At 75.7% G+C, this 24,520-nt stretch carries 24 protein-coding genes; 10 read left to right on the top strand and 14 right to left on the bottom strand.

Annotated features, from left to right (window positions below; translation table 11 throughout):
* A complete protein-coding gene (gene kdpF / locus ACF1ED_RS00120) occupies positions 1–90 on the bottom strand; it encodes a K(+)-transporting ATPase subunit F (protein WP_391756091.1) in 90 nt (29 codons plus the stop codon).
* A gap of 273 nt (positions 91–363) precedes the next feature.
* A complete protein-coding gene (locus ACF1ED_RS00115; protein ID WP_391756090.1) occupies positions 364–1,506 on the bottom strand; it encodes a PucR family transcriptional regulator in 1,143 nt (380 codons plus the stop codon).
* 331 nt (positions 1,507–1,837) lie between these two features.
* Here ACF1ED_RS00115 and ACF1ED_RS00110 point away from each other — a divergent pair, with 331 nt between their 5' ends.
* The 3 genes from ACF1ED_RS00110 (at position 1,838) to ACF1ED_RS00100 (ending at position 5,068) form a co-directional block, all read left to right on the top strand.
* Positions 1,838–2,230, top strand: coding sequence for a molybdopterin-binding protein (locus ACF1ED_RS00110; protein ID WP_391756089.1), 393 nt, complete (start codon positions 1,838–1,840; stop codon positions 2,228–2,230).
* A gap of 43 nt (positions 2,231–2,273) precedes the next feature.
* Positions 2,274–3,074, top strand: coding sequence for a molybdate ABC transporter substrate-binding protein (gene modA, locus ACF1ED_RS00105; RefSeq protein WP_391756088.1), 801 nt, complete (start codon positions 2,274–2,276; stop codon positions 3,072–3,074).
* Positions 3,075–3,136: 62 nt separating this feature from the next.
* Positions 3,137–5,068 (top strand): ABC transporter permease, encoded by a 1,932-nt coding sequence (locus ACF1ED_RS00100; protein ID WP_391756087.1) that lies wholly within the window; start codon positions 3,137–3,139, stop codon positions 5,066–5,068.
* A gap of 8 nt (positions 5,069–5,076) precedes the next feature.
* Here ACF1ED_RS00100 and ACF1ED_RS00095 read toward each other — a convergent pair whose 3' ends face one another.
* On the bottom strand, positions 5,077–7,272 hold the full coding sequence (locus tag ACF1ED_RS00095; RefSeq protein ID WP_391756086.1) for an RICIN domain-containing protein: 2,196 nt from the start codon (positions 7,270–7,272) through the stop codon (positions 5,077–5,079).
* Between the two features lie 250 nt (positions 7,273–7,522).
* Between ACF1ED_RS00095 and ACF1ED_RS00090 the strand changes: the two genes are divergently transcribed.
* Complete coding sequence (locus ACF1ED_RS00090) at positions 7,523–8,527, top strand: LacI family DNA-binding transcriptional regulator (RefSeq protein WP_391756085.1); 1,005 nt, start codon at positions 7,523–7,525, stop codon at positions 8,525–8,527.
* Between the two features lies 1 nt (position 8,528).
* Here the strand turns inward: ACF1ED_RS00090 and ACF1ED_RS00085 are convergent, their stop codons facing one another.
* The 5 genes from ACF1ED_RS00085 to ACF1ED_RS00065 all read right to left on the bottom strand — a co-directional run bounded on the left by ACF1ED_RS00085 (position 8,529) and on the right by ACF1ED_RS00065 (position 13,077).
* Positions 8,529–9,410, bottom strand: coding sequence for a YhjD/YihY/BrkB family envelope integrity protein (locus tag ACF1ED_RS00085; RefSeq protein ID WP_391756084.1), 882 nt, complete (start codon positions 9,408–9,410; stop codon positions 8,529–8,531).
* Between the two features lie 128 nt (positions 9,411–9,538).
* Entirely contained in the window at positions 9,539–10,330 is a 792-nt protein-coding gene (locus ACF1ED_RS00080; RefSeq protein ID WP_391756083.1) for a DUF4239 domain-containing protein, read from the bottom strand.
* A gap of 182 nt (positions 10,331–10,512) precedes the next feature.
* Positions 10,513–11,388 carry an alpha/beta hydrolase gene (locus tag ACF1ED_RS00075; RefSeq protein WP_391756082.1) on the bottom strand — a complete coding sequence of 292 codons (876 nt, stop codon included), beginning with the start codon at positions 11,386–11,388 and terminating at the stop codon, positions 10,513–10,515.
* Positions 11,389–11,672: 284 nt separating this feature from the next.
* Complete coding sequence (locus ACF1ED_RS00070) at positions 11,673–12,617, bottom strand: M56 family metallopeptidase (protein WP_391756081.1); 945 nt, start codon at positions 12,615–12,617, stop codon at positions 11,673–11,675.
* Between the two features lie 4 nt (positions 12,618–12,621).
* On the bottom strand, positions 12,622–13,077 hold the full coding sequence (locus ACF1ED_RS00065; RefSeq protein ID WP_391756080.1) for a BlaI/MecI/CopY family transcriptional regulator: 456 nt from the start codon (positions 13,075–13,077) through the stop codon (positions 12,622–12,624).
* Positions 13,078–13,241: 164 nt separating this feature from the next.
* On the opposite strand from ACF1ED_RS00065, the gene ACF1ED_RS00060 reads away from it, so the two are divergent.
* Complete coding sequence (locus ACF1ED_RS00060) at positions 13,242–13,448, top strand: twin-arginine translocase TatA/TatE family subunit (RefSeq protein ID WP_391756079.1); 207 nt, start codon at positions 13,242–13,244, stop codon at positions 13,446–13,448.
* A gap of 46 nt (positions 13,449–13,494) precedes the next feature.
* Here ACF1ED_RS00060 and ACF1ED_RS00055 read toward each other — a convergent pair whose 3' ends face one another.
* Together ACF1ED_RS00055 and ACF1ED_RS00050 are read right to left on the bottom strand one after the other, a co-directional pair.
* Positions 13,495–14,100 (bottom strand): TetR/AcrR family transcriptional regulator, encoded by a 606-nt coding sequence (locus ACF1ED_RS00055; RefSeq protein ID WP_391756078.1) that lies wholly within the window; start codon positions 14,098–14,100, stop codon positions 13,495–13,497.
* 421 nt (positions 14,101–14,521) lie between these two features.
* On the bottom strand, positions 14,522–15,763 hold the full coding sequence (locus ACF1ED_RS00050; RefSeq protein WP_391756077.1) for an amino acid deaminase/aldolase: 1,242 nt from the start codon (positions 15,761–15,763) through the stop codon (positions 14,522–14,524).
* 206 nt (positions 15,764–15,969) lie between these two features.
* Between ACF1ED_RS00050 and ACF1ED_RS00045 the strand changes: the two genes are divergently transcribed.
* From ACF1ED_RS00045 to ACF1ED_RS00035, 3 genes are all read left to right on the top strand, one after another.
* Positions 15,970–17,307 (top strand): D-arabinono-1,4-lactone oxidase, encoded by a 1,338-nt coding sequence (locus ACF1ED_RS00045; RefSeq protein ID WP_391756076.1) that lies wholly within the window; start codon positions 15,970–15,972, stop codon positions 17,305–17,307.
* Between the two features lie 54 nt (positions 17,308–17,361).
* A complete protein-coding gene (gene corA / locus ACF1ED_RS00040; protein ID WP_391756075.1) occupies positions 17,362–18,453 on the top strand; it encodes a magnesium/cobalt transporter CorA in 1,092 nt (363 codons plus the stop codon).
* A gap of 243 nt (positions 18,454–18,696) precedes the next feature.
* Entirely contained in the window at positions 18,697–19,911 is a 1,215-nt protein-coding gene (locus tag ACF1ED_RS00035) for a sensor histidine kinase (protein ID WP_391756074.1), read from the top strand.
* On the opposite strand, the gene ACF1ED_RS00030 is transcribed toward ACF1ED_RS00035, so the two are convergent.
* The 4 genes from ACF1ED_RS00030 to ACF1ED_RS00015 all read right to left on the bottom strand — a co-directional run bounded on the left by ACF1ED_RS00030 (position 19,912) and on the right by ACF1ED_RS00015 (position 23,410).
* Positions 19,912–20,517, bottom strand: a complete 606-nt coding sequence (locus ACF1ED_RS00030) for a TetR family transcriptional regulator (protein ID WP_391756073.1) — start codon at positions 20,515–20,517, stop codon at positions 19,912–19,914.
* 43 nt (positions 20,518–20,560) lie between these two features.
* Positions 20,561–21,325 carry an SDR family NAD(P)-dependent oxidoreductase gene (locus ACF1ED_RS00025; protein WP_391756072.1) on the bottom strand — a complete coding sequence of 255 codons (765 nt, stop codon included), beginning with the start codon at positions 21,323–21,325 and terminating at the stop codon, positions 20,561–20,563.
* Positions 21,326–21,407: 82 nt separating this feature from the next.
* Positions 21,408–22,397 carry an NAD-dependent epimerase/dehydratase family protein gene (locus ACF1ED_RS00020; RefSeq protein ID WP_391756071.1) on the bottom strand — a complete coding sequence of 330 codons (990 nt, stop codon included), beginning with the start codon at positions 22,395–22,397 and terminating at the stop codon, positions 21,408–21,410.
* A gap of 62 nt (positions 22,398–22,459) precedes the next feature.
* A complete protein-coding gene (locus ACF1ED_RS00015) occupies positions 22,460–23,410 on the bottom strand; it encodes a ScbA/BarX family gamma-butyrolactone biosynthesis protein (protein WP_391756070.1) in 951 nt (316 codons plus the stop codon).
* 127 nt (positions 23,411–23,537) lie between these two features.
* Between ACF1ED_RS00015 and ACF1ED_RS00010 the strand changes: the two genes are divergently transcribed.
* Together ACF1ED_RS00010 and ACF1ED_RS00005 are read left to right on the top strand one after the other, a co-directional pair.
* The gene (locus tag ACF1ED_RS00010; protein ID WP_391756069.1) at positions 23,538–24,218 is read left to right on the top strand and encodes a ScbR family autoregulator-binding transcription factor; all 681 of its coding nucleotides are present in this window, start codon (positions 23,538–23,540) and stop codon (positions 24,216–24,218) included.
* A 195-nt stretch (positions 24,219–24,413) separates the two neighbouring features.
* The coding region (locus ACF1ED_RS00005; protein WP_242483871.1) for an acyl-CoA dehydrogenase family protein at positions 24,414–24,520 on the top strand (107 nt) is incomplete at its 3' end.

The raw sequence follows: 24,520 nt of genomic DNA, 5'->3' as shown, positions 1-24,520 counted from the left end.
TCAGAACCTCTCCGGCTTGACCAGCGCGAGGACGAGGTATCCCAGCAGGGCGGCGGCGACGAGCAGACCGACGGCGTTCTCGGCACTCACAGCTTCGCCACCCCCTTGGCGATGAACGCCACCAGCGCGAAGACCGCGGTCGTGGTGACGACGAAGGCCACGTCGGCCATCGTGAACTCCCGGAAGAAGGAAGAGCGGATTCTCTGACGAGATGAGGAAACGCCCTTTTCCGCCGCTCGCCGCCGTCGTTGACGCCGCCCTGACGCCCGGGGCGCCTCTCTTGACGCCTCCCCTACGCACGGCGCTCGCGCGGGGGCGACGCCCGCGGCGACGACGTCGTCGGTGCCGCCCGGCCGGCGCCCGTCAGCGGCAGAGCAGTGCCGCGCGCAGGTCGGCCTTGTGGTCCAGGCGGGACAGGTCCCGGCCGGTCAGCGCCTCGATCCGCCCGACGCGGTAGTGGACCGTGTTGACGTGCACGCGCAGGGCCTGGGCGGTCCGCGCCCACGAGCAGTCGTGCGCCAGGAACGTCTCCAGTGTGTCCAGGAGCATCGCGCCCGACCCCCGCCCGGCACCGAGCAGCGGCCCGAGGACCGTCGCGCGGTACACCTCCCGCACCTCGGCGGGGACGCCCGCCAGCAGCGCCCCCAGCCCGTCGAGGTCCCCGAGGCCCGCGACCCGGGGCGCCTCCGGACCCGCGGCCCGCGCCGCGGCCAGGGCGTGCCGGGCCTGGGCCAGGGCGGCGGCCAGCCGCTCCGGCGCGTCGACGGGACCGCTCACCCCGGCACACGGCACGGTCCCGGGCCGGCAGGCGGGCAGCAGCGGCCACACCTCGCCGAGCAGGGCCCGTACGTCGTACCCGGCGTCCGGGTCGCGGGCGACGACCGCGGTCGCCTCCCCGCCGCTCCCCTCGGCGACCGCGTGGACGGCGGACGGCAGGTGCCCCAGGGCCTCGGTGAGCGCGGCGGCCGCGTCGCCCGGCCCGCCGCACGGCGCCAGGGCCGCCACGACGACGGTGTACGCGGTCGCCTCGGCCAGACCGCAGGCGGCGAGGGCGGTCCGCAGCCGGGCGGCGTCGGGCGCGTCCAGGGCGGCGACGAGTTCGCCGGCGGCGCCCGTGCGGGCGGCGCGGCGCGGGGCGTCGAGACGGCGGTGCCGGCCGAGGAGTTCGGCCGTCTCCCGGAGCGCGTCCGGCGGCACCCGGTCCGGCTCCGGCAGGTGGAGGTGCCAGGCGTCGAAGACCGTGCCGTCGCCGTCGACGCGCACGGTGGTGCCGTGCCCGGCGCGCAGCAGCTCCGCGGCGCGCGGGGCGGGCAGCTCGGCCCGGGCGGCGGCGGTGCGGGCGAGGGTGCGTCCGCTGGCGCTCAGCAGGTGACAGGCGGGCGTGCCGAGAGGGGCGAGGGCCCGGTCGAGCAGCTCGGCGACCGGGGCACCGGCGGCGAGGGCGCGGTCGAGGCCGGTGCGGTCGCCCCCGGGCAGCACGTCGGGGAGGAGGGGGTCGACGTGCATGCGGGGCTCCTAGGGCCTGTCTGACCATGGGCGTCGGACCCGGCGGGAATGACCGGACGGGCCCTGGTGCGGTCGCGGGACGGGTCCGCGTCCCGCACGCACGAGGTGAATGCGGGTCGGCACATCGTAAATGCCCGGCCAGGGGAGCAGAACGGGTCGCTGGCGATCCCGCGGCCCGGGGCGGCGGCCGGGCGGCCGGGGGCCGGTCCGTCCGAGGGGTGAGACCGGGGGCGGGTTCCGCTCGTCGCTTCCTCCAGGCCGCTCGCATCCGCCATGGAGGGTCCCACAAGCTTGTTGCAGATGAGAGGAGAACGGCCCTAGCGTGTCGCACATGCAGTCCTACACCATCGGGCAGGCCGCGCGTCTGCTGGGCGTCAGCCCGGACACGGCCCGGCGCTGGGCCGACGCGGGCCGGATCGAGACCCGCCGCGACGAGAGCGGCCGGCGCGTGATCGACGGCCGGTCGCTGGCGGCCTTCTCCACGGAACTCGCGCAGAGCGAGGAGGAGGAGGACGCCCCGTACACCTCGGCCCGCAACGCGTTCCCGGGGATCGTCACGGCGGTCAAGCTCGGTGACGTCGCGGCCCAGGTCACCATCCAGGCCGGTCCGCACCGCCTCGTCTCCCTGCTGACCCGGGAGGCCGTGGAGGAGCTGGGACTGGAAGTCGGCATGCGGGCCACCGCCCGCGTGAAGTCGACCAGCGTGCACATCGACCGCACCTGAGCCCTCCCCCGTCTTCCGTCCCCGTCAAGGAGTACCGAGCCCCGTGTCACGCTCCCGCAGACCGCTCCCCCTCGCCCCCGCGCGACGCCGCGCCGCCGGAGCCGTCCTCACCGGCGCCCTCCTGCTGCCGCTCGCCGCCTGCGGCGAGGGCTCCGGGGACGGGGCCGCCGGCCCGGACGGCACGCGGCTGACCGTGCTCGCCGCCGCCTCCCTCACCGACGTCTTCAAGACCGCGGGAGCCGCGTACGAGAAGGCGCACCCCGGCACCGAGCTGACCTTCTCCTTCGCCGGCTCGCAGGAGCTCGTCGCCCAGGTCTCGCAGGGCTCGCCCGCCGACGTCCTGGTCACCGCCGACACCAAGAGCATGGACAGGGTGAAGGCCGACACCGGCACCCCCACGGTCATCGCGAGGAACCGGCTCGTCATCGCCACCGGCGAGGGCAACCCCTTGAAGGTCGACGACCTGAAGGACCTGGCCGACACCAGGCTGAAGGTCGTCCTGGCCGCGCCCGAGGTGCCCGCGGGCAAGTACAGCAAGCAGATCCTCGACCAGCAGGGCATCGCGGTGAAGCCGGTCTCCCAGGAACCCAACGTCCGCGCCGTGCTCAGCAAGGTCGAGCTCGGCGAGGCCGACGCCGGCCTGGTCTACAGGACCGACGCCGAGAGCGCGAAGGACAAGGTCGACGCCGTCGAGATCCCCGACGGCCAGAACGCGATCGCGCGGTACCCGGCCGCCACGGTCAAGGACTCCGAGAACGCCGGGGCCGCCGCCGCCTTCGTCGCCTGGCTCTCCTCCCCCGAGGGACAGGAGATCCTCCAGGACGCGGGCTTCCAGAAGCCCTGATCCGCACCCCGCCCCCCTGTCCTCACGTCTTCGGGAACTGCGATGCGTCTTCGGGAACCACGATGAAACGCGCAGGCGCGCACACCTCCGGCGCCCGCCCGCCGCTCGCGCTGGCCCTGCCCGCGCTGGTCGGCGTGGCCTTCCTGGCCCTGCCCCTGGCCGGCATCCTCGTCCGCACCGAATGGGGCGAGCTGGCCGGCCACCTGACCTCGCCGGGCACCGTCGAGGCCCTGAAGCTGTCGCTGGTCGTCTCCTTCTGGGCGCTCGGGCTCTCCCTGCTCCTCGGGGTGCCGCTGGCCTGGCTGCTGGCCCGGGTGCCGTTCCGCGGCAAGGCCTTCGTCCGCTCCCTCGTGCTGCTGCCCATGGTCCTGCCGCCGACCGTCGGCGGCGTCGCGCTGCTCCTCGCCTTCGGCCGGCGCGGGCTCCTCGGCCCCTGGCTCCGGTCGGCCTTCGGCGTCACCCTCCCCTTCCACACCTCCGGCGCCGTCCTCGCCGCCGCCTTCGTGGCCATGCCCTTCCTCGTCATCAGCCTGGAGGGCGCGCTCGGCGGCCTGCGGCCCCGGTACGAGGAGACGGCGGCCTCCCTCGGCGCCTCCCCCCTGCGGGTCTTCTTCACGGTGACGCTGCCGATGGTGGCGCCCGGGGTGATCGCGGGCGCGGCCCTGACCTGGGCGCGGGCGCTGGGCGAGTTCGGCGCCACCATCACCTTCGCCGGGAACCTGCCCGGCACGACCCAGACCCTGCCGCTCCAGGTGTATCTGCTGCTCCAGGAGGAGCCCGAGGCCGCCACCTCGGTCTCGCTGCTGCTGCTCGCCATCGCGATGGGCGTGCTCATCGCCCTGCGCGGCCGGTGGACGGGCCTCCCGGCCGGGCGGGAGCGGCCGGGCGCCGTGCCCGCCGAGGAGCCGGCCGCGCCGGAGCCGCCGGCCGCCGCCGCCCCGCCCGCCCCGTCCGGCGAGCGCTGGTCGCTGCACGCCGAGGTCACCGGCCACACCGCCCTCACCCTCGACGCCGGCCCGGGCACCACCATCGCCGTCGTCGGGCCCAACGGCGCCGGGAAGACCACCCTGCTGCGCGCCCTGCTGGGCCTCACCCCCCGGGCCCACGCGGCGCTCACCCTCGGCGGCACGGACGTCACGGCCCTGCCGCCGCACCGGCGCCGGGTCGCCTGGGTGCCGCAGGACGGCGCCCTCTTCCCGCACCTGACGGCCCTCGCCAACACCGCGTACGGCCTGCGGAGCCAGGGCGTCGCCCGCGCCGAGGCCCGCCGGGAGGCCCGGGAGTGGCTCGACCGGCTCGGCGTCGGCCACCTGGCGCACCGCAGGCCCGCGCAGCTCTCCGGCGGCCAGGCGCAGCGCGTGGCGCTGGCCCGGGCGCTCGCCGCCCGCCCCCGGCTGCTGGTCCTGGACGAGCCGCTCGCCGCGCTCGACCAGACGACCCGGGCCCATGTCCGGCACACGCTGCGCACCCATCTGGCGGGCTTCGGCGGCGTCTGCCTCCTCGTCACCCACGACCCGGTGGAGGCGGTCTCGCTGGCCGACCGGGTCCTCGTCCTGGACGGGGGCCGGGCCCTCCAGGACGCGGCACCCACCGAGGTCACCCGGCATCCCCGCTCCCCCTGGGTGGCCCGGATGCTGGGCCGCAACGCCTGGCCCGGCACCGCCACCCCCGAGGGGCTCGCCCTCGACGGCGGCGGCGTCCTGGTCGCGGCCGAACCCCCGCCGCCGGGCACCCGGGCGCTGGCGGTCGTCGCGCCGGAGGCGGTGTCCGTGCACCGCGAGCGGCCCGCCGGCAGCCCCCGGAACGTCTGGCCGGGCACCGTACGGGAGATCACCGCCAGCGGCAGCCGGCTGCGGGTCCTGGTCACCTCCGCCGAGGCGCCCGACCTGGTCGCCGAGATCACCCCGTCGGCCGCGGCCGAACTGGGCCTGGCCGACGGGGTGTCCGTCTGGACGAGCGTGAAGGCGACGGAGACGACGGTCGTCGCCCTCTGAGCCCGGCGCTAGCCGGTCGTCCAGCGCTGGCGGGCGGTCCCGGTGTCCGGCTGCTGGGTGACCTGGGAGCCGTTGCCCGCGGACGCGGTGGTCAGGAGGAGGCCGCTGCGGACGGAGGCGAGGGTGGAGGTGCCGTCGGGGAGCGCGGTGAGCGTCCACCGCTGGTTGGCCCCGCCGTGGCAGGTCCACTGGATGACCCGGGCGCCGGCGGCGGTGGAGCCGTTCTCGATGTCGGCGCACTTGCCGGAGGAGACGTTGCGCAGCTCGTGGGTGCCGTCGGTCCGCCGGGTCAGGGTCCACTTCTGGTTGGCGCCGCCGTTGGGGGTCCAGGTGACGAGCCCGGTGCCGTCGGCGGTGCTGCTGTCGGGGACGTCGAGGGCCTTGCCCCCGGTGGTGAGGGTGACGGTCCGCGGGGCGTCGCCGACCGGGGTGAGGGCGAGGGCCTGTTCGGCGGCCGTGCGGCCGCCGCCGACCGGGCTGCCGGTGGTGTCGGTCCAGCTGCGGGCCGGGGTGGTCTCGGCCTGGCGGCCGGGCGCGGCGGAGAGCCCGAGGACGAGCCCGCTGTGGCGGTTGACCAGCTTGACGGTGCCGGTGGGGGCGTTGTCGGCGGCGGAGGCGCCGCGGACCACCCACCAGTCCTGTCCGGTGCCGGAGGCCGCCGCGGTGACCGTGGGCCGGGTGCCCCACGCGCGCGTGGCGGCGCCGGTGGAGGCGACGCCGAGCAGGCCGCCGGTGGCGGCGTTGGCGATGCGGTAGGAGCCGTCGCCCTTCGCGGTGAAGGTCCAGTTCTCCAGCGCCGAGCCGGTGGCGGCCGCCGTGGACGTGGTGGCGGAGCCGCCGGACACCTGGGCGAGGACGCGGCCGGCGGCGGCGATCCGGTAGGCGCGGCCGGTGTCGACGGGGGCGGCGGGCTCGTTCGTCCCGATGCTCAGGTTGACGTACTCGCCGCTCGCGCCGCCGGAGCAGCCGAAGGAGCAGTAGGCGCGGAAGTCCTTGCCGACGATGCCGGAGGAGGTGCGGCTGCCGCTGTCGAGGAACCAGCGGTACCAGGACGCGGTCCGGTAGCTGCCGGTGTCGCCGAGCCGGAACCACTTCTGGGTGGTGAGGTCGGCGGTGGCGTACAGCTCCTGGGGGGCGTTGCCGCTCTGGTCGACGGCCTGCGGCTCGCCGATGTACAGGCCGAGGTGGGCGTTGTAGGTGATGTCCATGACGAAGAGCGGGGAGGTGGCGGGGGTCAGGCCGGCCGCGACCTGCTGGGCCACGGAGCCGCCGTTCGCCGGGTCGTACTCCTTCGCGGTGGGCACGTAGCCGGTGGCGCTGCCGGTGCCGACCGGGACCATGGTGGACTCGCGGCCGCCGACGCCGGGCTGGGACCAGGCGCCGTCGTACCACTTGCGCCAGGAGCCGGGCGCCATCTTGCCGGAGATCGGGGCGCGGGCGACGTGGCCGTAGAAGGCCGCCCAGCCGCCGCCCTTGTTGACGATCCGGGAGCCGTAGAAGGCGTAGAAGTAGCCGGAGGCGGTGTCCGCGAAGAGCCGGGGGTCGCCGGTGCCGTAGTGGTAGGTCTGCTGCGGGAAGGCGGCGGTGTCGCCGCGCTTCGTGCTGTACGGCGAGGTGATGACGTGGTCCTTGACGGTCCACGTCCGGCCCTGGTCCTTCGAGACCGCGTAGTCGATGCCGTCGTAGTGGATGCCGTCGGCGAAGGGCTGCGGGGTGAACTCGTTGTGCACGAGGCCGTACCAGTCGCCGGTGTCCGGGTCGACCCACATGCCGGTCAGGTCGCAGTAGTTGCGGTGGGCGTAGCCGCTGCCGGCCGGGGCCGGGGTGGACTCCACGCCGGTGGGGCTGTTGTCGCAGCGCCAGGTGGTGTCGTCGTTGCGGTCGGCGGGGTTCGCCGGGTTCACCGCGTCGCTGATCGCGGCGGAGCGGTCGGCGGAGTCGAAGTCGGTGCCGGTGTAGAAGGTCCACTTGCGGGGGTCGTCCGCCCCGTAGAGCGCGTGGGCCTGCTGGTAGTAGAAGGTGCCGTCCTTGTCGATGTACGGACTGGCGGGGGTGTCGTCGGGGCGGTTCCACGTGCCCTTGGCGCCGACGGTGACGGTGTAGGTGGCGGCGGCGGTGGTCTGCGGGGCGACCTCGGCCGGTGGGGCGGCGGCGAGGGCCGAGCCGCCGGTCACGGCGAGGGCCGCCGCGGCGAGCGTGCTCACGAATCTGCTGCGCGGAAGGTGCACGGGTACTCCCTGGGTGGCGGAGCCGGGCGCTGGTGGCACGGACCCTAGAGCGCATTTGACCGGTAAAACAAGAGGCGCGGCTCCGCCATGTCCCTTTCGTTTCGAGGGAGTTGGCCGACCGGGCCGCCCCGGGACGCGCCCGCCCGCGCCTTGACCGCAGGTGGGGGCCCGGTTACGTTGCGAGCCGGGCGGGACAGGCGGGCGGGGCGGGTACGACGGGGGCGTCATGGTCACCATGCAGGACGTGGCGGAGCGGGCGGGCGTCACCAAGCAGACCGTCTCGAACGTCGTCACGGGGCGGGTGGCGGTGCGCCCCGCCACGGAGGCCCGGGTCCGCGCCGCGATCGCCGAACTCGGCTACGTCCCCAACCTGGTGGCCCGTTCGCTCGCCACCGGCAGCAGCCGCACCGTCGGCCTCTTCGTGCCGACCGTCTCGGCGCCGTTCTACGCGGACGTGGTCGAGGAGGTCGAGGACGCCCTGGAGGAGCGCGGCCACCGGCTGCTGCTGTGCACCACCCGTCTCGACGGGGAGCGGGCCCGGCGCCATCTGGCCGCGCTCGCCAGCCGGTCCGTGGACGCCCTGCTGATCGCCGGGGACCAGGACCTGACCGGCCACCTGCCGCTCCTCGCGGACGCCCGCTTCCCCGTGGTGCTGTGCGCCTGGGAGGCGGCCCTGCCGGACGGCTTCCCGGTCGTCACCGTGGACTACGAGCACGGCGGCCACCTCGCCGGCCGGCACCTGCGGGCGCTCGGGCACGAGCGGGCCCTCGTCCTCGCCAGCCCCGCGCACGCCGTCCGCGCGGCCGGCTTCCTGCGGGCCTTCCGCGAGGACGGCGTCGAGCTGCCGGCCGACGCCGTGCGCACGGCGGCCGAACCGACCTTCCGCGGCGGTCTCGTGGCGGCGCTCGACGCCCTGCGGGCCCGTCCGGACACCACGGCGCTCTTCGCCACCCACGACGTCCTCGCGGTCGCCGCCGTGGAGGCCGCCCGGTCCCTCGGCCGCACCGTCCCCGACGACCTGTCCGTGGTCGCCCACGACGACACCCCCGCCGGTCTCCTCTCCGGCACCGCCCTCACCAGCGTGGTCCTCCCCAAGCGGGAGATGGCCCGCCAGGCCGTCGACCTCGCCCTCGGCGCGGCCGCCCCGTCCGGCGCCCGCCCCCGGCCGCTGCTGCCCACCCTGGTCCCCGGCGACAGCACGGCCCGCGCGGGCGGCCGGCCCGGCGCCTGACTCACCCCTCGGGCGGGTCCGGCGCCACCGCCGGAGCGGCGCCCTCCGGGCGGAACCGGCGGGTGCCGAGGAGGTCGCGGAGCGGGGGTTCGCGGGCGAGTACGGCTCCGATGGTGAAGGCGAAGGTCAGGGCGGCGCAGACGACGATGAGCCAGGACAGCAGGGTGAGGACCAGGCCGAGGGAGCCGTACTCGGCGAGGGCCCGGTTGAGCGCGCCGGGCATGTAGAAGCGGGCGGTGATGCCGAGGACGGTGGAGGAGACGGCGCCCAGCAGGGCGCCGGGCAGCAGCGGCAGCCAGGACACGCGCTTGGCGAGCAGCAGGTGCTGGGTCCAGAGCCAGACGCCGGTGGCGACGACGAAGAAGACCGGGACGCCGAGCCAGCCGCCGGCGCCGAAGCCGTCGCGGATCGGCGCCTGGAGGAGGACGACGAGGAGCAGGGCGAGCAGCCAGACCGCCCACCGCCAGGCGGCGATCCGGGTGCCGGCCTTCGGCAGGCCCCAGGCGCGCTCGCAGACGCGGGCCATGGCCCGGCTGAAACTGGTGGCGGAGATCAGGGCGATCAGGGCGCCGACGATGCCGGTGGTCTCCCGCAGTCCCTCGGCGGTGGACTGGTCGAAGACCTGCTGGAGCTCCTGGGCGGAGGCGCCGGTGAGGCCGAAGACGGCGCGCAGGGACTCGCGGAGCTGGTCGCGGACGGGGGCGGGCGCGAAGGCGGCGACGGCGAAGAGGAGCGGGACGGCGGCGAGGAAGGCCTGGGCGGCGAGGCGGGTGCCGGCGTCGAGGAGGCTGCTGTCGACGAGCCGCTCGGTCAGCTCGGTCACGACCGGGAAGCGCCGCTCGGCACCGGCCCGGAGGTTCCGCGCCCGTTCCTTCCACGCCATCGCGCCTCCCGCCCCGCCTCGCCGGTCTCCCCGCCGCGTGCGGAAGACCGCCGCCCGCGCGGACGCTCCCCGCCATGAGACGGCACCGTCGGCCCCCCGGCCACTCGGAGGCACCCGGACGGGGCCGTTCACGGAGCCCAGTAGCGGGCGAGCGCGCCTTCCTTGAACGGGGCGGGGCTGACGCTCAGCTCCCCGGCGAAGGGCCGGTCCAGGACCAGCACGAGCAGCAGGCTGAAGCCGATCAGCGCGGCGACCGAGGCGACGAACAGCACCTGGATCCGCAGCCGCCGCATCCCGTACAGGAAGGTCAGCGGGATGAGGACGAGCGCGCCGCCGAAGGCCAGGACCTGGAGCAGCGGGGGCAGCTCCTGCTGGGCCATGGTGATCCGGGCGCGGCGCTGGGCGGCGACGTCGTTGAGGTGGCCGACCGCCTCCTCGTAGAAGACCTCCTCGCGCGGGGTCTTCGGGTCGTAGGCCTGGAGCACCTCGAAGGCCTGGACGAGGCTGCGTTCGGTGGCGCCGTACTGCGGCCGGCCCTCCCGCATCAGGGGCCACTGCCGCTCGACGACGATGTGGACGTAGTCGCTCAGGGCGGCGTCGACGCCGGCGCGGACGGACGGCGGGAAGGCGGAGGCGTCCCGGGAGATGAGGGCGAGGTCGGTGGCCTCGGCGGCGACGATCGTCTGGGTGCTCTCCAGCTGGGTCCAGAGGGTGACGATGACGAACGCGAGGATGATCCCGTAGATCGCCCCGAACATCCCGAGGGTCACGCCGACCATGTCGTTGTGCTCCCCTTCGGCGAGCGACGGATGGCGGCGGCGGAGCAGCACGCTGCCCGCGACGGCGAACGCGACGGTCCCGCCGACGAGGACGACGGCCAGGGAGAAGGAACCGAGGTGGTTGAGCAGCCAGAGCGACATGGGCGCGGAGTCTAGGGACCCGGCGCACCCGCCCCGGACCGCCTCGTGGGCGCGCGCCCCCGGCGCACGGCGCGAGTACACCCCATCGGATGACCCCGCCGAACGCCCCGGTGACCACCGCGGGGAGTACGGCGGTCACCGGGGCGCCTCGGGCCGGACGGGTCCGGGCCGGCGGGGCGGGGTCAGGTCAGCCGGGTGAGCAGGTCGGCGAAGAGGCCGGGCCTGCTGACGTACCCGACGTGCGAGGTGGGCAGGGTGTGGACGTCGAAGGGGTGGCCGGGGGTGAGGGCGTCGGCCTTCCGGATCATGTGGTCCTGCACGGCCGGGGTGAGGCTCCGGTCGGCGGCGAGACGGACGTAGGTGTGGGGCACGCGGCGCCACGCCCCGGGCCGGATCACCGCGTCGGGTCCCATGACCCCGTGGTTCTCGTCCGCGTCGAGGGAGTCGAGGAAGTGCCGGAAGAGCGCGTCGGGGGCGTCGGCCATGACGGCGGCCTTGAGCGCGGCGAAGGTCTCCGGGTCGGCGTGGGCGCGGCGCCAGTCGAGACGGACGACGCCGGGGTCGCGGCCCGGGGCGTCGTACGGGACGGCGATCCTGGCGACGGCAGCGTCGAGCAGGCCGTCGTCGACGACGTCCCACGGCTCGGTGAGCATCGCCGGGTCGGCGAGACAGAGCGCCGACAGCCAGACGGCCCGGTGGACGAGGTCCGGGGCGGTGTTGACGACGCCGGTGAGGGTGAGGCCGCCGAGGCTGTTGGCGGCGAGGACGACCGGGCCGTGCGGGGCGAGCCGCCGCAGCACGCCGACGACGTGCCGGACGTTGTCGGCGAGGGTGACGCCGTCCATCGGGGAGGCCTCGCGGGCCAGGGCGGCCGCGCGGTCCGGGTCGTGCCGGTGGTAGGCGGCGGGGCCGGTCGCGGAGTCGCCGTGGCCGGGCAGGTCGACGGCGTACGAGCGGTGGCCGCGCAGGGCCAGCTCGTTCTGGAGCGGGATCCAGGCACGGGCGTTGCTGGAGCCGCCGTGCACGAACACGAAGGTGGGGCGCGCGTCGATGCGCATGAAGGGGTTTCCTCGTCATCCTGAGGCGTAACGGTGGACGCGTGGACCTCGGGACCGGCGTACGCCGAAGCGACCCGCGGCGCGCGACGGCGCACGGGGCGGGGAGCGGCGGGGCGGGGCGCACGCCGGAGCGCGCGCCCGCGTGAGGGGCCGGAACCGCGGTCAGTGAGCGGGACGGAGCCGGATCGCCCGGAAGTCCTGGATGACGGAACGCACGGGGCCGACCCTAGCCGCCCCCGTCTCCCCCGCCCACCCGTTTTCTCCGGCGCCCGAGGTGACGGGTCCTAGAGCGGGGTCGCGGCCTTGAGGACGGCGTAGAGGGTGACCGCCGAGTTGGCGGAGGAGAGGGCCGACACGGCCACGCCGGAGACGGCGCCCCACAGGGCGAGTCCGACGGCGGTGAAGAGCGGCGGCCAGGCGCGGGGGGCCGGGGGCGGCGGCGCGAGGAGGGCGGCGACCCGGCGGGGCACGGGGCCGGCGACGGCGAAGGCCGGCAGGGTCGCGGGGCCCGTGCCGCCGGAGGCCAGGGCCGCCCGGCCGATGGCCCGCGCCACCACGCGCCGGCTGCCGACCCGCCCCGCCGCCTCCTCGTCCGCCCAGCGCTCGGCGGAGTAGGCGACGGCCGTGCGCAGCGGACGCAGGAAGGGGTTGGCGGCGGCGGCCAGCCGGGCGGCGAGCAGCAGCCGGTCGTGCCGGCCGGTCAGATGGGCCCGCTCGTGGGCGAAGAGGGCCCGCCGTTCGGCGGGGCCCAGCCGGGCGAGCATGCCCCGGCTGACCACCACCCGGCCGCGGCCCCGGCGCGCGGCGGCCGGGAGGGCGTACGCGTACGGCTCCGGGTCCGGCAGGACCGCGACCGGGGCGTCCGGCAGCCCGGCGAGGGCGCGGGCGGCCCGCCGGCGGACGCTGCGGTGGCGCAGCAGCACCCGGGCGCAGACCGCGACCAGCGCGAGGAGCGCGGGGATCGCCGCCCGGCCCGCGATCTCGTCGTACGGCAGGGCGGCCCGCACCTCCGGGTCCGACCAGGCGTCCGGGAGCGGGTTGCCGGGCAGCTGGGCGGTGCCGACGACCATCAGGAGGGCGAGGCAGAGCGTGCTGCACACGGCGAGTACGGCGGCGACGGCGGTGAGCAGCCGGGTCGCGGTGCGCGGGTGGAGGTGGTGTTCGGCCAGGCGGGCGACGGGCCAGGCCGTCAGCGGCAGCACGAGCGGCAGGAAGACGAAGACTCCCACGGCGTCAGCCCTCCCCTTCCGGCCGCTCCTCCTCCGCCGGCCGGTCCTCCTCCTCCGCCTCCGCGCGGGCGAGCAGTTCCCTCAGGAGCTGTTCGTCGGAGGCGGGGAGGGTGGTGACGAAGCGGGTGAGGACGGCCTCCCGGTCGCCCTCGCCGTCGAGCAGCCTGCGCATGCGGAGGGCGGCGAGCCCGGCCTCGTCGGCGACGGCGGTCCACTCGAAGGAGCGGCCGGCGCGTTCGCGGGCGACGGCACCCTTGACGTGGAGGCGGGTGAGGATGGTGATGACGGTGGTGTAGGCGAGCCCGCCGCCGAGCCGTTCCCGCACCCGGCCGGCGGTGACCGGCCCCCCGGCGGCGCGCACAGCCGCGAGGACCTGCGCCTCCAGCTCGCCCTGGCCGCGCCGGCGCCCCGCCCCGGCGGCCCCGGAGGGCTCCGCCCCCTCGGCGTCCCGCTTCTTCATCCGTCGTCCGCCTTCCCGTTCCCGGCCGCTCGTCCGGGCCACCCGGGTGCCGTTCATCGTTCGGGGGGCGACCCTACCCGGTCCTTCTACGTCCCTGTAGATTGACGCGGGTCCGGCACCGCCCGGGCCCGTCCCGCCCCGTCCGTCCCCACCAGGAGTGCCCCGTGTTCGGTCTGAGCGAGATCGCGATCCTGCTGGTCGTCGTCGCCCTGGCGGTCGCCGCGAAGAAGCTGCCGGAGCTGGCGCGCAACGCCGGCAAGGCGTCCCGGATCCTCAAGGCGGAGGCGCGGGAGATGAAGGCCGACGGCGCCCGCCGGGAGCCGTCGGTCACCTACACGGTCAGGGAGACCCCGGCCGCCGAGGACCGCTGACCCCGCACCGCCGGTCCCGGCACCGTCCGGCCCGTTCCCCGGGAGGTCAGGCGGCGGGCAGCGGTTCGGCGACCGAGGCCAGGTAGCGGGCGTACTCGTTGAGGGCGGCCAGCGCCTGCGCGTCGTCGCGGTCGACCAGCCAGGTGAGGGTGAGCCCGTCGAGGACGCCGAGGCCGTGGCGGGCGAGGACCGCCGGGTCCACGGTCCAGGCGAGGCCGGCCGCCCGGGCCATCGACTCCAGGTGGGCGCGGTTCACGTCCAGGTAGTGCCGGTACTGGCGGCGGGCCAGGTCGGCCAGGCCCGGCCGGCGGAGCGCGTACTGGGTGACCTCGTACGTGACCAGGTGCTCGGCCGGGCGGGCCAGGACCTGCTCCCAGTAGGCGTGGAGGACCGCGCGGATCCGCTCGAAGGGCGTGGCGCCCGGCGCGTGCGCGAGACCGGCCGGCGGGAGGTTCCGCTCCATGATCCGCTCGATGACGGTCTGGAGGAGCTCCTCCTTGGAGCGGAAGCAGTAGTGGAAGGCGCCGAGCGGCACCCCCGCCTCGGCGACCACGGCGCGGGTGGTGGTTTCGGCGACGCCGTCGCGGATCATGACCCGGATCGCCGCCTCCGCCAGCTGCTCGCGGCGCTCGGCGGCGGAGAGTCGGGGCATGGGACGGACTCCTCGGGACGGGGGCGGGGCCGGAACGGGCGAGCGGGGACGGGACGGGAACAGGGGCGGGGCCGGGACGGGAGCGGGCCGGAGCCGGGCCGGGACGGGACCGGACGGCCGAGGGGAAGCGGGGCGTCGGGCCGGGTCACCGTACCGCGGCGGGCACGGCCCGGACCCGCCGCGTGGGCACGGCCCCGGACTCGCAGCGCGGGCACGCTCCCGGACCCGCCGCGTGGGCACGGCCAGGAATCGCAGCGTGGGCACGGCCCCAGACTCGCCGCGCGGACACGGCCCCGGACCCGACGCGCGGGCACGGCCCCAGACTCGCCGCGCGGACACGCCCCCGGACCCGACGCGCGGCCACGGCCCGGCCCGCCGCGTGGGCACGGCCCGGACCCGTCGCGGAGGAATCCGGGCCCCGCTACAGGAAGGCCATGCCCTCGCCCCGGTAGGTGGGGACGGCGTCGACGATCCGGTCGTGTTCCACGAGGTGGAGGGTGTCGACGCGCTCGCACAGCTCACCCGCCTTGGCGTGCCGGAACCAGACGCGGTCGCCGATCCGGAGGCTGTCGGCGGCGGGTCCGGCGAGCGGGGTCTGCACCTCGCCCGCCCCCTCGGCGCCGAGCAGCCGCAGGCCGGCCGGGTGGACGGGGACGGGGAGCCGGTCGGGGCCGGGGGCGCCGGAGGCGGTCCAGCCGCCGCCGAGGACGGTGACGTGGCCGGGGGCGGGGCGGCGCACGACGGCCAGCGCGAAGTAGGCGGCGGGCAGCGGACTGAAGCCCCGGTAGTGGTCGAAGAGGGCGGGGGCGTAGATCCCGGAGCCCGCGCCGAGTTCGGTGACGGCGGGTTCGGCGGAGGTGCTCTCCAGGCTGCCGGTGCCGCCGCCGTTGACGAACTCCAGCGGGGCCACCTCGCGGACGGCGCGGACGGCGGCGGCGCGGCGGGCGCGCAGCTCGCGGGCGGAGAGCCGCTGGACCGTGCGGACGGCGGCGCGCATCGGGCGCGGCTGGGCCGGCCGGTCGTCGCCGACGCCGGCGATCTGCCCCTCGTACGCCATCACGCCGACGAGCCGCAGGCGCGGGCGGGCGACGACGGCGCGGGCCAGGGCCGCCGCCTGGCCGGGCGCGTGCAGGGGCGAGCGGCGCATGCCGAGGTGGACCCGGCCGCCGAGCAGCCGGAGGGAGGCGTCGAGGTCGAGACAGACGCGCACCGGCGGTCCCGAGGGGCCGATCGCGGCGGTGAGGAGGTCGAGCTGTTCGGGCGAGTCGACCATGACGGTGACCCGGGCGGCGGCGTCCTCGTCGTCGGCGAGGCGGCGCAGCGCGTCGGTGTCGGCGGTGGGGTAGCCGACGAGGACGTCGGCGGCGGGGTCGTGGGCCGCGAGCCAGAGGGCCTCGGGGAGGGTGAAGGCGAGGACGCCGGAGAAGCCGGGGCGGTCCAGGACCTCGCCGATGAGGGCGCGGCAGCGGAGCGACTTGCTGGCGAGGCGGATGGGCTTGCCGCCGGCGCGGCGGGCCATCTGGGCGGCGTTGGCGCGCAGGGCGCCGAGGTCGACGACGGCGAAGGGCGGCTGGAGTCCGGCGGTCGCCTTCTCCAGGTCGGCGAAGCCGGCGGGGCGCGGGGCGGGCGCGGCGGCTGCGGCGTCGGGGCGGGCGCTTGCCATGGTGGGCGGCCTTTCGTGACCTCGTCGGGGAAGGCGCGGGCTTCTCCGGGACCGGTGGCGACGCCGTCACGGTCTCTTGGTCGTCCGTCCAAGTCAAGGCTCCGGGACGCTTGACTTGGACGGACGACCAAGTACACCCTTCCGGTCAACGAGAACCGGCGGTAACCCACGTCCACCGCCCCGCCGACCCGAAGGGACCGCCCGGCATGAGCAGCGGCGAGCACGGCACCGACACCGTCTGGCGCAACTGGGCCGGGAACGAGGAGGCCCGCCCCCGGCGGGTGCTGCGCCCGGCGGACACCGAGGCCGTCGCGACGGCCGTGAAGGACGCGGTGCGCGACGGACTGCGGGTCAAGGCGGTCGGCTCGGGGCACTCCTTCAGCGGGGTCGCCGTCGCCCCGGACGTCCAGCTCCGCCTCGACCTGCTCGACGCGGTGGACGCGGTCGACCCGGAGACCGGCCTCGTCACCGTCGGCGCGGGCATGCCGCTGTGGAAGCTGAACCCGCTGCTCGCCTCGCACGGCCTCGCGCTGGAGAACATGGGCGACATCGACCGGCAGACGGTCTCGGGCGCGATCTCCACCGGCACCCACGGCTCCGGCGTCCGCTTCGGCGGCATCGCCACCCAGGTGCGGGCGCTCGAACTCGTCCTGGCCGACGGCTCGGTGACGGTCTGTTCGCCGGACGAGCGGCCCGAGCTCTTCGCGGCGGCCCGGGTCGGGCTCGGGGCGCTCGGGATCATCACCAGGGTCACCCTCCAGACCGTCCCGCTCTACGCCCTGCACGCCCGGGACGCGTCCATGCCGGTCGCGGAGACCCTCGGCAGGATCGACGAACTGGTCGAGGAGAACGACCACTTCGAGTTCTTCTGGTTCCCGCACAGCGAGACCACGCTCACCCGCCGCTTCCGCCGGCTCCCCGGCGACGCCCCCCTCTCCCCCATCGGCGCGTTCTCCCGGCGCCTCGACGAGGCCGTGAGCGGCCCCGGCTTCGAGGCGCTGAACCGGCTCGGCACCCGCGTGCCCCGCCTGGTGCCGCCGATCACCCGCTTCGCCGCGCGCGCGATGTCCTCCCGGAGCTGGACCGACCACGCGTACCGCGTCTTCGCCTCGGCGCGCGACGTCCGTTTCCACGAGGGCGAGTTCGCGATCCCGCGCGCCCACGCGGCGGAGGCGCTGCGGGAGCTCCGGGCGTGGGTCGACGCCCACGGGGAGCCGGTGTCGTTCCCGCTGGAGGTCCGCTTCACAGCCGCCGACGACATCTGGCTCTCCACCGCGCAGGGCCGGGAGAGCTGCTACATCGCCTTCCACCAGTACCACCGGATGCCGTACCGCCGGTACTTCGACGCCTGTCAGCGGATCCTCGGCTCCTACGGCGGCCGGCCGCACTGGGGCAAGATGCACGACCTCGGCGCGGACGGGCTGCGCCCCCGCTACGACCGGTTCGACGACTTCGTGGCCCTGCGGGACTCCCTCGACCCGTCCGGGGTGCTCTCCAACCCGTACCTCGACCGGGTCCTCGGCGCACCTCCCGCCGGGGGCTGATCTCCGGCGCCGGGCGATGGCACACTGGCCCCGGTCTGCCGAAGGAGTACCGCCGTGTCCGTCATCCAGCGCCTGCGCACCGCCGTCCGCCGGACCTACCGGCGGACGGTGGACCTGAGCCACCCGGCGCGCTCGCCGCTCGGCAGCGCGGTCGTCAACTGCGTCGTGTACGTCGACGGGGTGCGCCGGACGGTCCGGGGCACGACGGCGGAGGACGCGCTGCGGCAGGTCCGCCGGACCGGGGAGGGCTTCGTGTGGATCGGCCTGCACGAGCCGGCCGAGAAGGAGCTGGCGGTGCTGGCCGAGCTCTTCGGCCTGCACCCGCTGGCCGTCGAGGACGCCGTCCACGCCCATCAGCGGCCCAAGGTCGAGGAGTACGACGGCGTGCTGTTCGCCGTCATGAAGACGGTCCGGTACGTCGAGCACGAGGAGCTGACCGCCACCAGCGAGGTGGTGGACACCGGCGAGCTGATGGCCTTCGTGGGCCCCGACTTCGTCCTCACCATCCGGCACGGCGGGCACGGCTCCCTCGGACCGCTGCGCGAGGCCCTGGAGGCGCTGCCCGAGCAGCTGGCTAAGGGCCCCTCGGCGGTGCTGCACGCGATGGCGGACCACGTGGTGGACGACTACCTCGCCGTCACGGACGCGGTGCAGACCGACCTCGACGCGATCGAGAACGCGGTCTTCTCCGACCAGGCGGACCGGCGCGACGCGGGGCGGATCTACCAGCTCAAGCGGGAGCTGCTGGAGCTGCGCCGGGCCGTCGCCCCGCTCTCCCGCCCGCTGACGGCGCTGGCCACCCGGCCGATGCCGCTGGTCGACCCGGATATCCGGGCGTACTTCCGGGACGTCACCGACCACCTCGCGCGGGTGACCGAGCAGGTCGCCTCCTACGACACCCTGCTCGACTCGGCGCTCCAGGCGCATCTGGCGCAGGTCACCGTCGCGCAGAACGAGGACATGCGGAAGATCACCGCCTGGGCCGCGATCGTCGCGGTGCCGACCATGGTGTGCGGGGTCTACGGCATGAACTTCGAGCACATGCCGGAGCTGCGCTGGACCTACGGCTACCCGGTGGTCCTCGGGGTGATCGCGGTGGCCTGCTACGTCATCCACCGGGGCTTCCGGCGCAACGGCTGGCTGTAGGGGGAGCGGGTGTGACGCGTCCGGCGGCCGCCCGGGCGTCCTGACGGTTCCCTGACGCGCACGCGCCGTTTCCGGGCGCGCCCCCGCCGCCCGGCCTGCCCCCGGCCCGGCGGGCCGGGGTCCGAGCCGTCGGACGGCCCCGGAGGACTCCGGGCGCGCCACCGGCCGCGGCCCGCCCCCGCCCGAAGATATGAGAGGTTTGCTCCGTTCATCCGGTCGGCGGGCGGAGAGGTGCGGCACGGCATGGCGCGGTGGGACGGCACGGAGGCGGCGGGCCCGGAGCGGGAGGAGCGGACGGCGGACGACGAGGCCCGCTGGTTCCGGGTCCTGCTGCACGTGGGCTTCTTCCTGCTGCTCGGGGCCTCGCTGACCCGCTTCCTCATGCGGCACACCGGCGAGGGGATCGCCCCCTGGGTGGTCGCGCTCGCCGCCGCCCTCGCCGTGCTGTACGTCTCCGAGCCCGCGCTCGCCACCGGCCGGACCCGCCGGCACCTGTGGCTCGGCGCCTGCTCCGGCGTCTGGATCGCGCTGGTCTTCCTGGCTCCGAGCTTCGCCTGGTGCTCGATCCCCCTCTTCTACCTCGGGCTGCGCACTCTGCGGCCACCGGTCGCGGCGGGCTACATCGGACTGCTCACGGTCGTTTCGGTCACCGCCCAGCTGCGGCTGGCCGGCCGCTTCGAGTTCGACGTCCTGCTCGCCCCGCCCGCCGTCGCCGCCATCTGCGTCGCCGTCTTCGTCCGCATGGACCAGCAGACCCGGCGGCAGCGCGAACTCATCGCGGACCTCGTCCGCACCCGCCGCGAACTCGCCGCCACCGAACGGCGCGAGGGCACCCTCGCCGAGCGGCAGCGGCTCTCCATGGAGATCCACGACACCCTCGCGCAGGGCCTGTCCAGCCAGCAGATGCTGCTCCAGGCCGCCGACCGCACCTGGCGGTCGGACCCCGAGGCGGCCCGCCGGCACGTGCGGGCCGCGACCGCGATCGCCGAGCACAACCTCACCGAGGCCCGCCGCTTCGTCCACGACCTCTCCCCCGCCGACCTCGCCGGGGGCGGCGGACTGGACGAGGCCCTGCGCACCCTGGCCCGGCGGGAGTCCACCGGCGGCCTCGCCGTCCGCTGCCACATCGAGGGCGTCCCCGCCCGGCGGCTGCCCGACCGGGTCCAGGCGGCACTCCTGCGGATCGCGCAGGGCGCGCTGGCGAACGTACGGGAGCACGCGGACGCCCGTACCGCCGCGCTCACCCTCACCTACCTCGACGACCAGGTCGTCCTCGACGTCGCCGACGACGGCCGGGGCTTCGATCCGGCGGCCGCCCGCGACGGCGACGGCGTCCGCGGCCACGGCCTCCCGGCCATCCGCACCCGGGCCCGCCGGCTCGGCGGCACCCTCACCGTCGAGTCGGCGCCCGGCGAGGGCACGGTCCTGTCGGCGGCCGTCCCGCTCGGCGGGCCCTGATCAGACCGCGGGCGGCCCGCCCGGGTAGGCGACCCGGGCGGTGACGCGGGCGATCCGCCGCGCCGACTCCCCGGGCGTGGCCACCGGCTGGACGATGTGGCTCACGGTGAGCCGGACGATGGTCTCGACGGCGAGCCCCCGCGACTCCTCGTCCACGTCGGGCCAGGCCTCGATCGCGTAGGCGTCGAGCAGGGTCATCGCGGTGCCGAAGACGGGATCGGCGCGCGTGGTCAGGTAGGTGAGGAGGTCGGCGTCCGCGCCGCCGCGCGCGGCCAGCAGCACGCTCTTGATCAGCGGGTTGTCGACGGCCTGCTGGAGCGTGTAGCCCACCCCGGCCCGCGCGGCCCGCTCCAGGTGCCCCCGGTGCGCGTCCAGCTCCCCCTGGATCCCCACGAGGAACCGTTCCAGCTCCCGCTGGACGAGCGCCCCGCCGATGGCCTCCTTCGACCCGAACTCGTTGTAGAGCGTCTGGCGGCTGATCCCCGCGGCCCGCGCGATGGCCGTCATGCGCAGCACGCCCCACCCGTCGGCCGCCACGAGCTCGTAGGCGGCGTCGAGCACCTGCTCACGCAGCAGGGACCGGACGCTCTCACGGAAACTGGTCATCGTGCCCCCACCTTAGGCCGTGCGCCCCGGACCGGACCGGGCCTCACAGCCCCGACCCCCCACCGGCCTCCAGGTACTGGCCGGTGATCCAGCGGGCGTCGTCGGAGACGAGGAAGGCGACGACGTCCGCGATGTCCCCGGGGGTCCCGATCCGGCCGAGGACGGCGTGCGCGGCGAGCGCCGCCGCGGCCTCCGGGGTGGCCCGGTGGCGGGCGTTCATGTCGGTGGCGACGAAACCGGGGGCGACCGTGTTGACGGTGATGCCGCGCGGGCCCAGCTCCTTGGCGAGGGCCAGGGTCATGGTGTCGACGGCGCCCTTCGTCATGGCGTAGGTGACGGATTCCGGGTAGGCGTGGCGGGAGGTCAGCGAGGAGATGTTGACGATCCGGCCGCCCTCCCGGAAGCGGTCGAGAGCGCGCTGGACGAGGAAGAGCGGCGCCTTCACGTTGACCGCGAAGAGCCGGTCGAAGACCTCGGGGGTGAGCTGGTGGAGCCGGCCGGAGCCGCTGGCGCCGGCGTTGTTGACCAGGATGTCGACCTCCGGTCCCGCGCCGGCCTCGGCGAGCCCCCGGTCGAGGGCCGCGTAGAAGGTGTCGACGGCGTCGGGGAGGTCGAGCCGGGCGCGGAAGGCGAAGGCCCGGCCGCCCTCCGCCACGACGGACTCCACGGTCGCGGCGGCGGCGGTCGCGTCGCTGCCGTAGTGGACGGCCACGAGGGCGCCGTCGCGGCCCAGCCGCTCGGCGATCCCCCGCCCGATGCCCCGGCTCGCCCCGGTGACGATCGCGGTCCTGCCTGTCAGTCGGGCCATGGGTCGTGTCCTGCCTCGTGCCGTGGGTGCGTGCGGGGGGTGGTGCGGGAGGGGCGGGGTGGTGCGGGAGGGGTGCGGGGGCTCAGCCGCCGGCGGCGAGGAGACCCCGGTACCAGTTCAGGTGGCGGGGGAAGGCGGCGGTGAAGGCGGGGCCCGGGCCGCGTCCGAAGTCGGTCCAGGGCCGCTCGTCGGCGAACCAGTGGTCGACGCCGAAGAGCTCCAGGTGGTGGGCGGCGACGGGGTTCCCGGCGAGCAGCGCGCGGGCCTCGGCGAGTTCCACGGCGGGGCCCCGGGCGGCCCGCGCCGCCTCGGGCAGCAGGGGCTCGACGGCGGCGAGCAGTTCGGCGTCGGAGACCGGGTCGGGATGGGCCACGCAGTACGCGCCGGGCCGGGTGCCCGGCGAGAGGGCGGCGCCCAGCAGGGCGCCCGCCAGGCTGTCCACCTCGACGAGCGAGTGGAGCGAGCCGCCGCCGGCGAGCGGCCCGGGCAGCGCGGCCAGCAGCTTCAGCAGCCCGGGGACGACCTGCCGGTCCCCCGTCCCGTAGACGAGGTGGGGCCGCAGCACGGTGCCGCCGGCGTCCAGGACGTACCGCTCCCCGGCGGCCCGGGTCCTGCTGGTCGCGGAGCCCGGGGCGAGCGGGAGGCCGTCGGGGTCGGCGGCCCGGAAGGGGCCGCGGCCGTGCACGGAGGCGGTGCTGAGGGCGACGATCCGCGGGGCGCCGGCCCGTACGGCGGCGTCGACGAGGTCCCGGGTGCCGTGCTCGTTGACGGACCGCAGCTCCTCCTCGTCGCCGGCGATCGCGGAGGCGCAGTGGACGACGGCGTCGACGCCCTCGCAGGCCCGTCGCAGGGCCCCGGCGTCGCGGAGGTCGCCGCGGACGGTCTCGACGACGGGGCCGCCGACCCGGCCGGCGTGCCCCTCGTCGGCGTAGGCCGCGTAGGCGGCGTCGGCCGCGTCCGGGCGCCGGACGAGCAGGCGCACGTGGTCGAGGTCGGGGTGCGCCGCGGCCGCGGCGGCGACCCGGCCGCCGATGAAGCCGGTGGCGCCGGTGACGAGGAGGCGGGTTCCCATGGGTTCTTCCGGTCGGTGCGGGTGAGGGGGTGCGGGCGCGGCGGACGGTGGCCGGCGGGTGGTCAGCCGGCGGCGAGGGCGACGGGCGCGCGCGAGGCCGCCGCCGGGACGCGCACCGGTGAGGTGAGCGTGCAGTCGAGGACGGCGGCGCCGCCCTGGTGGGCCAGGACCTGGACCGTGACGGCGTTCCGGCCGAGCCCGGTCAGGACCTCGGCCTCGAACCAGCAGGGCTCGTCCAGCTCCACGTAGCGGTGGAAGCGGGCGTCGAGTCCGAGGGGCGGCAGCGCGGGGTCGCCGGTGGCGGCCACGGCGGCCTGGCGGGCGGCTTCCAGCAGGAGCATCCCGGGCACGTGGTCGTTCGCGCGGCGGAAGAGGGTGGGGTGGGAGGTGTCCACCCGCAGCCGCCAGCGGTCCGGGGCGTCGCCCGGGGCGAGGACGACGTCCTTCTCGCGGTCGCGGCCGACGGTGTGCGGGGGCAGGGCGGGCAGCAGCGGGACGGGGCCGTCCGCCGCGGCGAGCCTGGCGCCCCGCAGCCTGCGGTAGGCGGGGGCCGAGGTGCAGTTGATGCCGCCCCCGCCGGAGGCGAGCCGGCGGCCGTCACGGCGCAGGACGAGGGAGGTGCGCATCTCGCGCAGTCCGCGCCCCCGGGTGCGTATGTCCGAGCAGAGGAGGTCGACGGTGATCTCCGCCGGCCTCCCGTCCCGGACCAGTTCCCCGGCGTCGGCGCTGTAGGAGAGGTCCCACATGACGAACTGATCGTCCTCGGGTACCCCGAACTCCGCGTGGCAGACCAGCATGGTCGCCTGTCGCATGGTCTCGGCGACCAGGAGCGGGTCGTACCGGTCGCCCGTCCGCGGTACGAAGTAGGGATGGACGGCGGGCCAGCGCGCCGTCACGGAGAACCGGTTCTCCGTGACGCGGGCCCAACCGACGGGAAGGATGTCGGCGGGATCGGCACGGTGAACGAACTGTCCGGGGACGGGAGTTGACAACCCTTGAAAGTTCCGATCCATGACTCCCCTTGCATCACCCATCGAGCTTCGCCGAGTTAGGCCGCGCGTAGAATACGTATAATCCGGTTTTCTTTTCAATGCTTCACGTCACAGGGTGAGCACGGACAGCGAGACAGCAGGAGGCACCTTGGCGCAGCAAGCGCGTGCGATCAGGACCCGGCGGATCATCCTCGATTCGGCGGCGGCGGTCTTCGCGGAGCGCGGTTACGAGCGGGCGACGATCGGGGAGATCCTGGCGCGCGCCGGGGTGACGAAGGGGGCACTCTATTTCCACTTTGCTTCCAAGGAAGAACTCGCCCTCGGGGTGCTCAGCGCCCAGCTGCTCGACGAACCCCTGACCCCGCAGGACGTGAAGCTCCAGGAGCTGGTGGACCAGGGCTTCCTCCTCGCCCACCGGCTGCGGACCGACTCGCTCGTCCAGGCGAGCGTGGCACTCGCCCTCGACAGCGGCGCCACCAGCGTGGACCGCGCGGCGCCGTTCCAGGCGTGGGTGGACCAGGTCGCGGAGGCCCTCACGGTCGCCAAGGCGCGAGGCGAGATCCTGCCCCACGTGAAGGTGCTGGACACCGCGGAACTCTTCTCCGGCGCGTTCGCGGGCATCCAGACCATGTCCCAGGTGGTTTGCGATCGCGACGATCTGACCCACCGCGTGGTCGTCCTGCTCCAGCACGTCTTGCCCAGCATCAGCACCCCGGCGGTGCTGACCGGGCTCGACATGTCCCAGGAGCGCGCGCGGCGGCTGGCGGCCGAGTACGAGGAGTCCCGGCGGCGGCGCGAGGAGGCCGACACGCCGGATGCGGAGAGTTAGGAAAAACCGACCGCTCGGTCTCGTAGAGCGCCCCGACGGCAGTCCGCCGTCGGGGCGCTCTGGCGTCATGGCACTGAGTGTGTTTTGCTGAGGGTACTCAGTGCCATACACGGTGCCGTGGACGGTTCCGGGTGCCACAAGCCAGGTGCCGCGAGGACGTCCGGTGCCACCAGCATTTCCAGGGAGCTCAAGACCATGGGCAAGGACTTCGACCTGTACCGGACCTCCGAGGAGCACGAGATGCTCCGGGAGTCGGTGCGTGCGCTGGCGGAGGCGAAGATCGCTCCGTTCGCGGCGGCGGT

It is taken from the genome of Streptomyces sp. NPDC014656 (assembly GCF_043084305.1).
In the GTDB taxonomy this organism is placed as follows: domain Bacteria; phylum Actinomycetota; class Actinomycetes; order Streptomycetales; family Streptomycetaceae; genus Streptomyces.
The sequence above is the reverse complement of the archived record's forward strand: the minus strand, read 5'-3'. Positions and strand labels throughout refer to the sequence as shown.

Bases quoted from the DNA above. Each gene is read 5' to 3' on its own strand.
- ACF1ED_RS00035 (WP_391756074.1), top strand. From the start codon at position 18,697: ATGGCGCGGTGGGACGGCACGGAGGCGGCGGGCCCGGAGCGGGAGGAG.
- ACF1ED_RS00080 (WP_391756083.1), bottom strand. From the start codon at position 10,330: ATGTCGCTCTGGCTGCTCAACCACCTCGGTTCCTTCTCCCTGGCCGTC.
- ACF1ED_RS00055 (WP_391756078.1), bottom strand. From the start codon at position 14,100: ATGCCCCGACTCTCCGCCGCCGAGCGCCGCGAGCAGCTGGCGGAGGCG.
- ACF1ED_RS00025 (WP_391756072.1), bottom strand. From the start codon at position 21,325: ATGGCCCGACTGACAGGCAGGACCGCGATCGTCACCGGGGCGAGCCGG.
- ACF1ED_RS00050 (WP_391756077.1), bottom strand. From the start codon at position 15,763: ATGGCAAGCGCCCGCCCCGACGCCGCAGCCGCCGCGCCCGCCCCGCGC.
- ACF1ED_RS00075 (WP_391756082.1), bottom strand. From the start codon at position 11,388: ATGCGCATCGACGCGCGCCCCACCTTCGTGTTCGTGCACGGCGGCTCC.
- ACF1ED_RS00090 (WP_391756085.1), top strand. From the start codon at position 7,523: ATGGTCACCATGCAGGACGTGGCGGAGCGGGCGGGCGTCACCAAGCAG.
- ACF1ED_RS00030 (WP_391756073.1), bottom strand. From the start codon at position 20,517: ATGACCAGTTTCCGTGAGAGCGTCCGGTCCCTGCTGCGTGAGCAGGTG.
- ACF1ED_RS00085 (WP_391756084.1), bottom strand. From the start codon at position 9,410: ATGGCGTGGAAGGAACGGGCGCGGAACCTCCGGGCCGGTGCCGAGCGG.
- ACF1ED_RS00100 (WP_391756087.1), top strand. From the start codon at position 3,137: ATGAAACGCGCAGGCGCGCACACCTCCGGCGCCCGCCCGCCGCTCGCG.
- ACF1ED_RS00020 (WP_391756071.1), bottom strand. From the start codon at position 22,397: ATGGGAACCCGCCTCCTCGTCACCGGCGCCACCGGCTTCATCGGCGGC.
- ACF1ED_RS00045 (WP_391756076.1), top strand. From the start codon at position 15,970: ATGAGCAGCGGCGAGCACGGCACCGACACCGTCTGGCGCAACTGGGCC.
- ACF1ED_RS00015 (WP_391756070.1), bottom strand. From the start codon at position 23,410: ATGGATCGGAACTTTCAAGGGTTGTCAACTCCCGTCCCCGGACAGTTC.
- ACF1ED_RS00065 (WP_391756080.1), bottom strand. From the start codon at position 13,077: ATGAAGAAGCGGGACGCCGAGGGGGCGGAGCCCTCCGGGGCCGCCGGG.
- ACF1ED_RS00110 (WP_391756089.1), top strand. From the start codon at position 1,838: ATGCAGTCCTACACCATCGGGCAGGCCGCGCGTCTGCTGGGCGTCAGC.
- ACF1ED_RS00115 (WP_391756090.1), bottom strand. From the start codon at position 1,506: ATGCACGTCGACCCCCTCCTCCCCGACGTGCTGCCCGGGGGCGACCGC.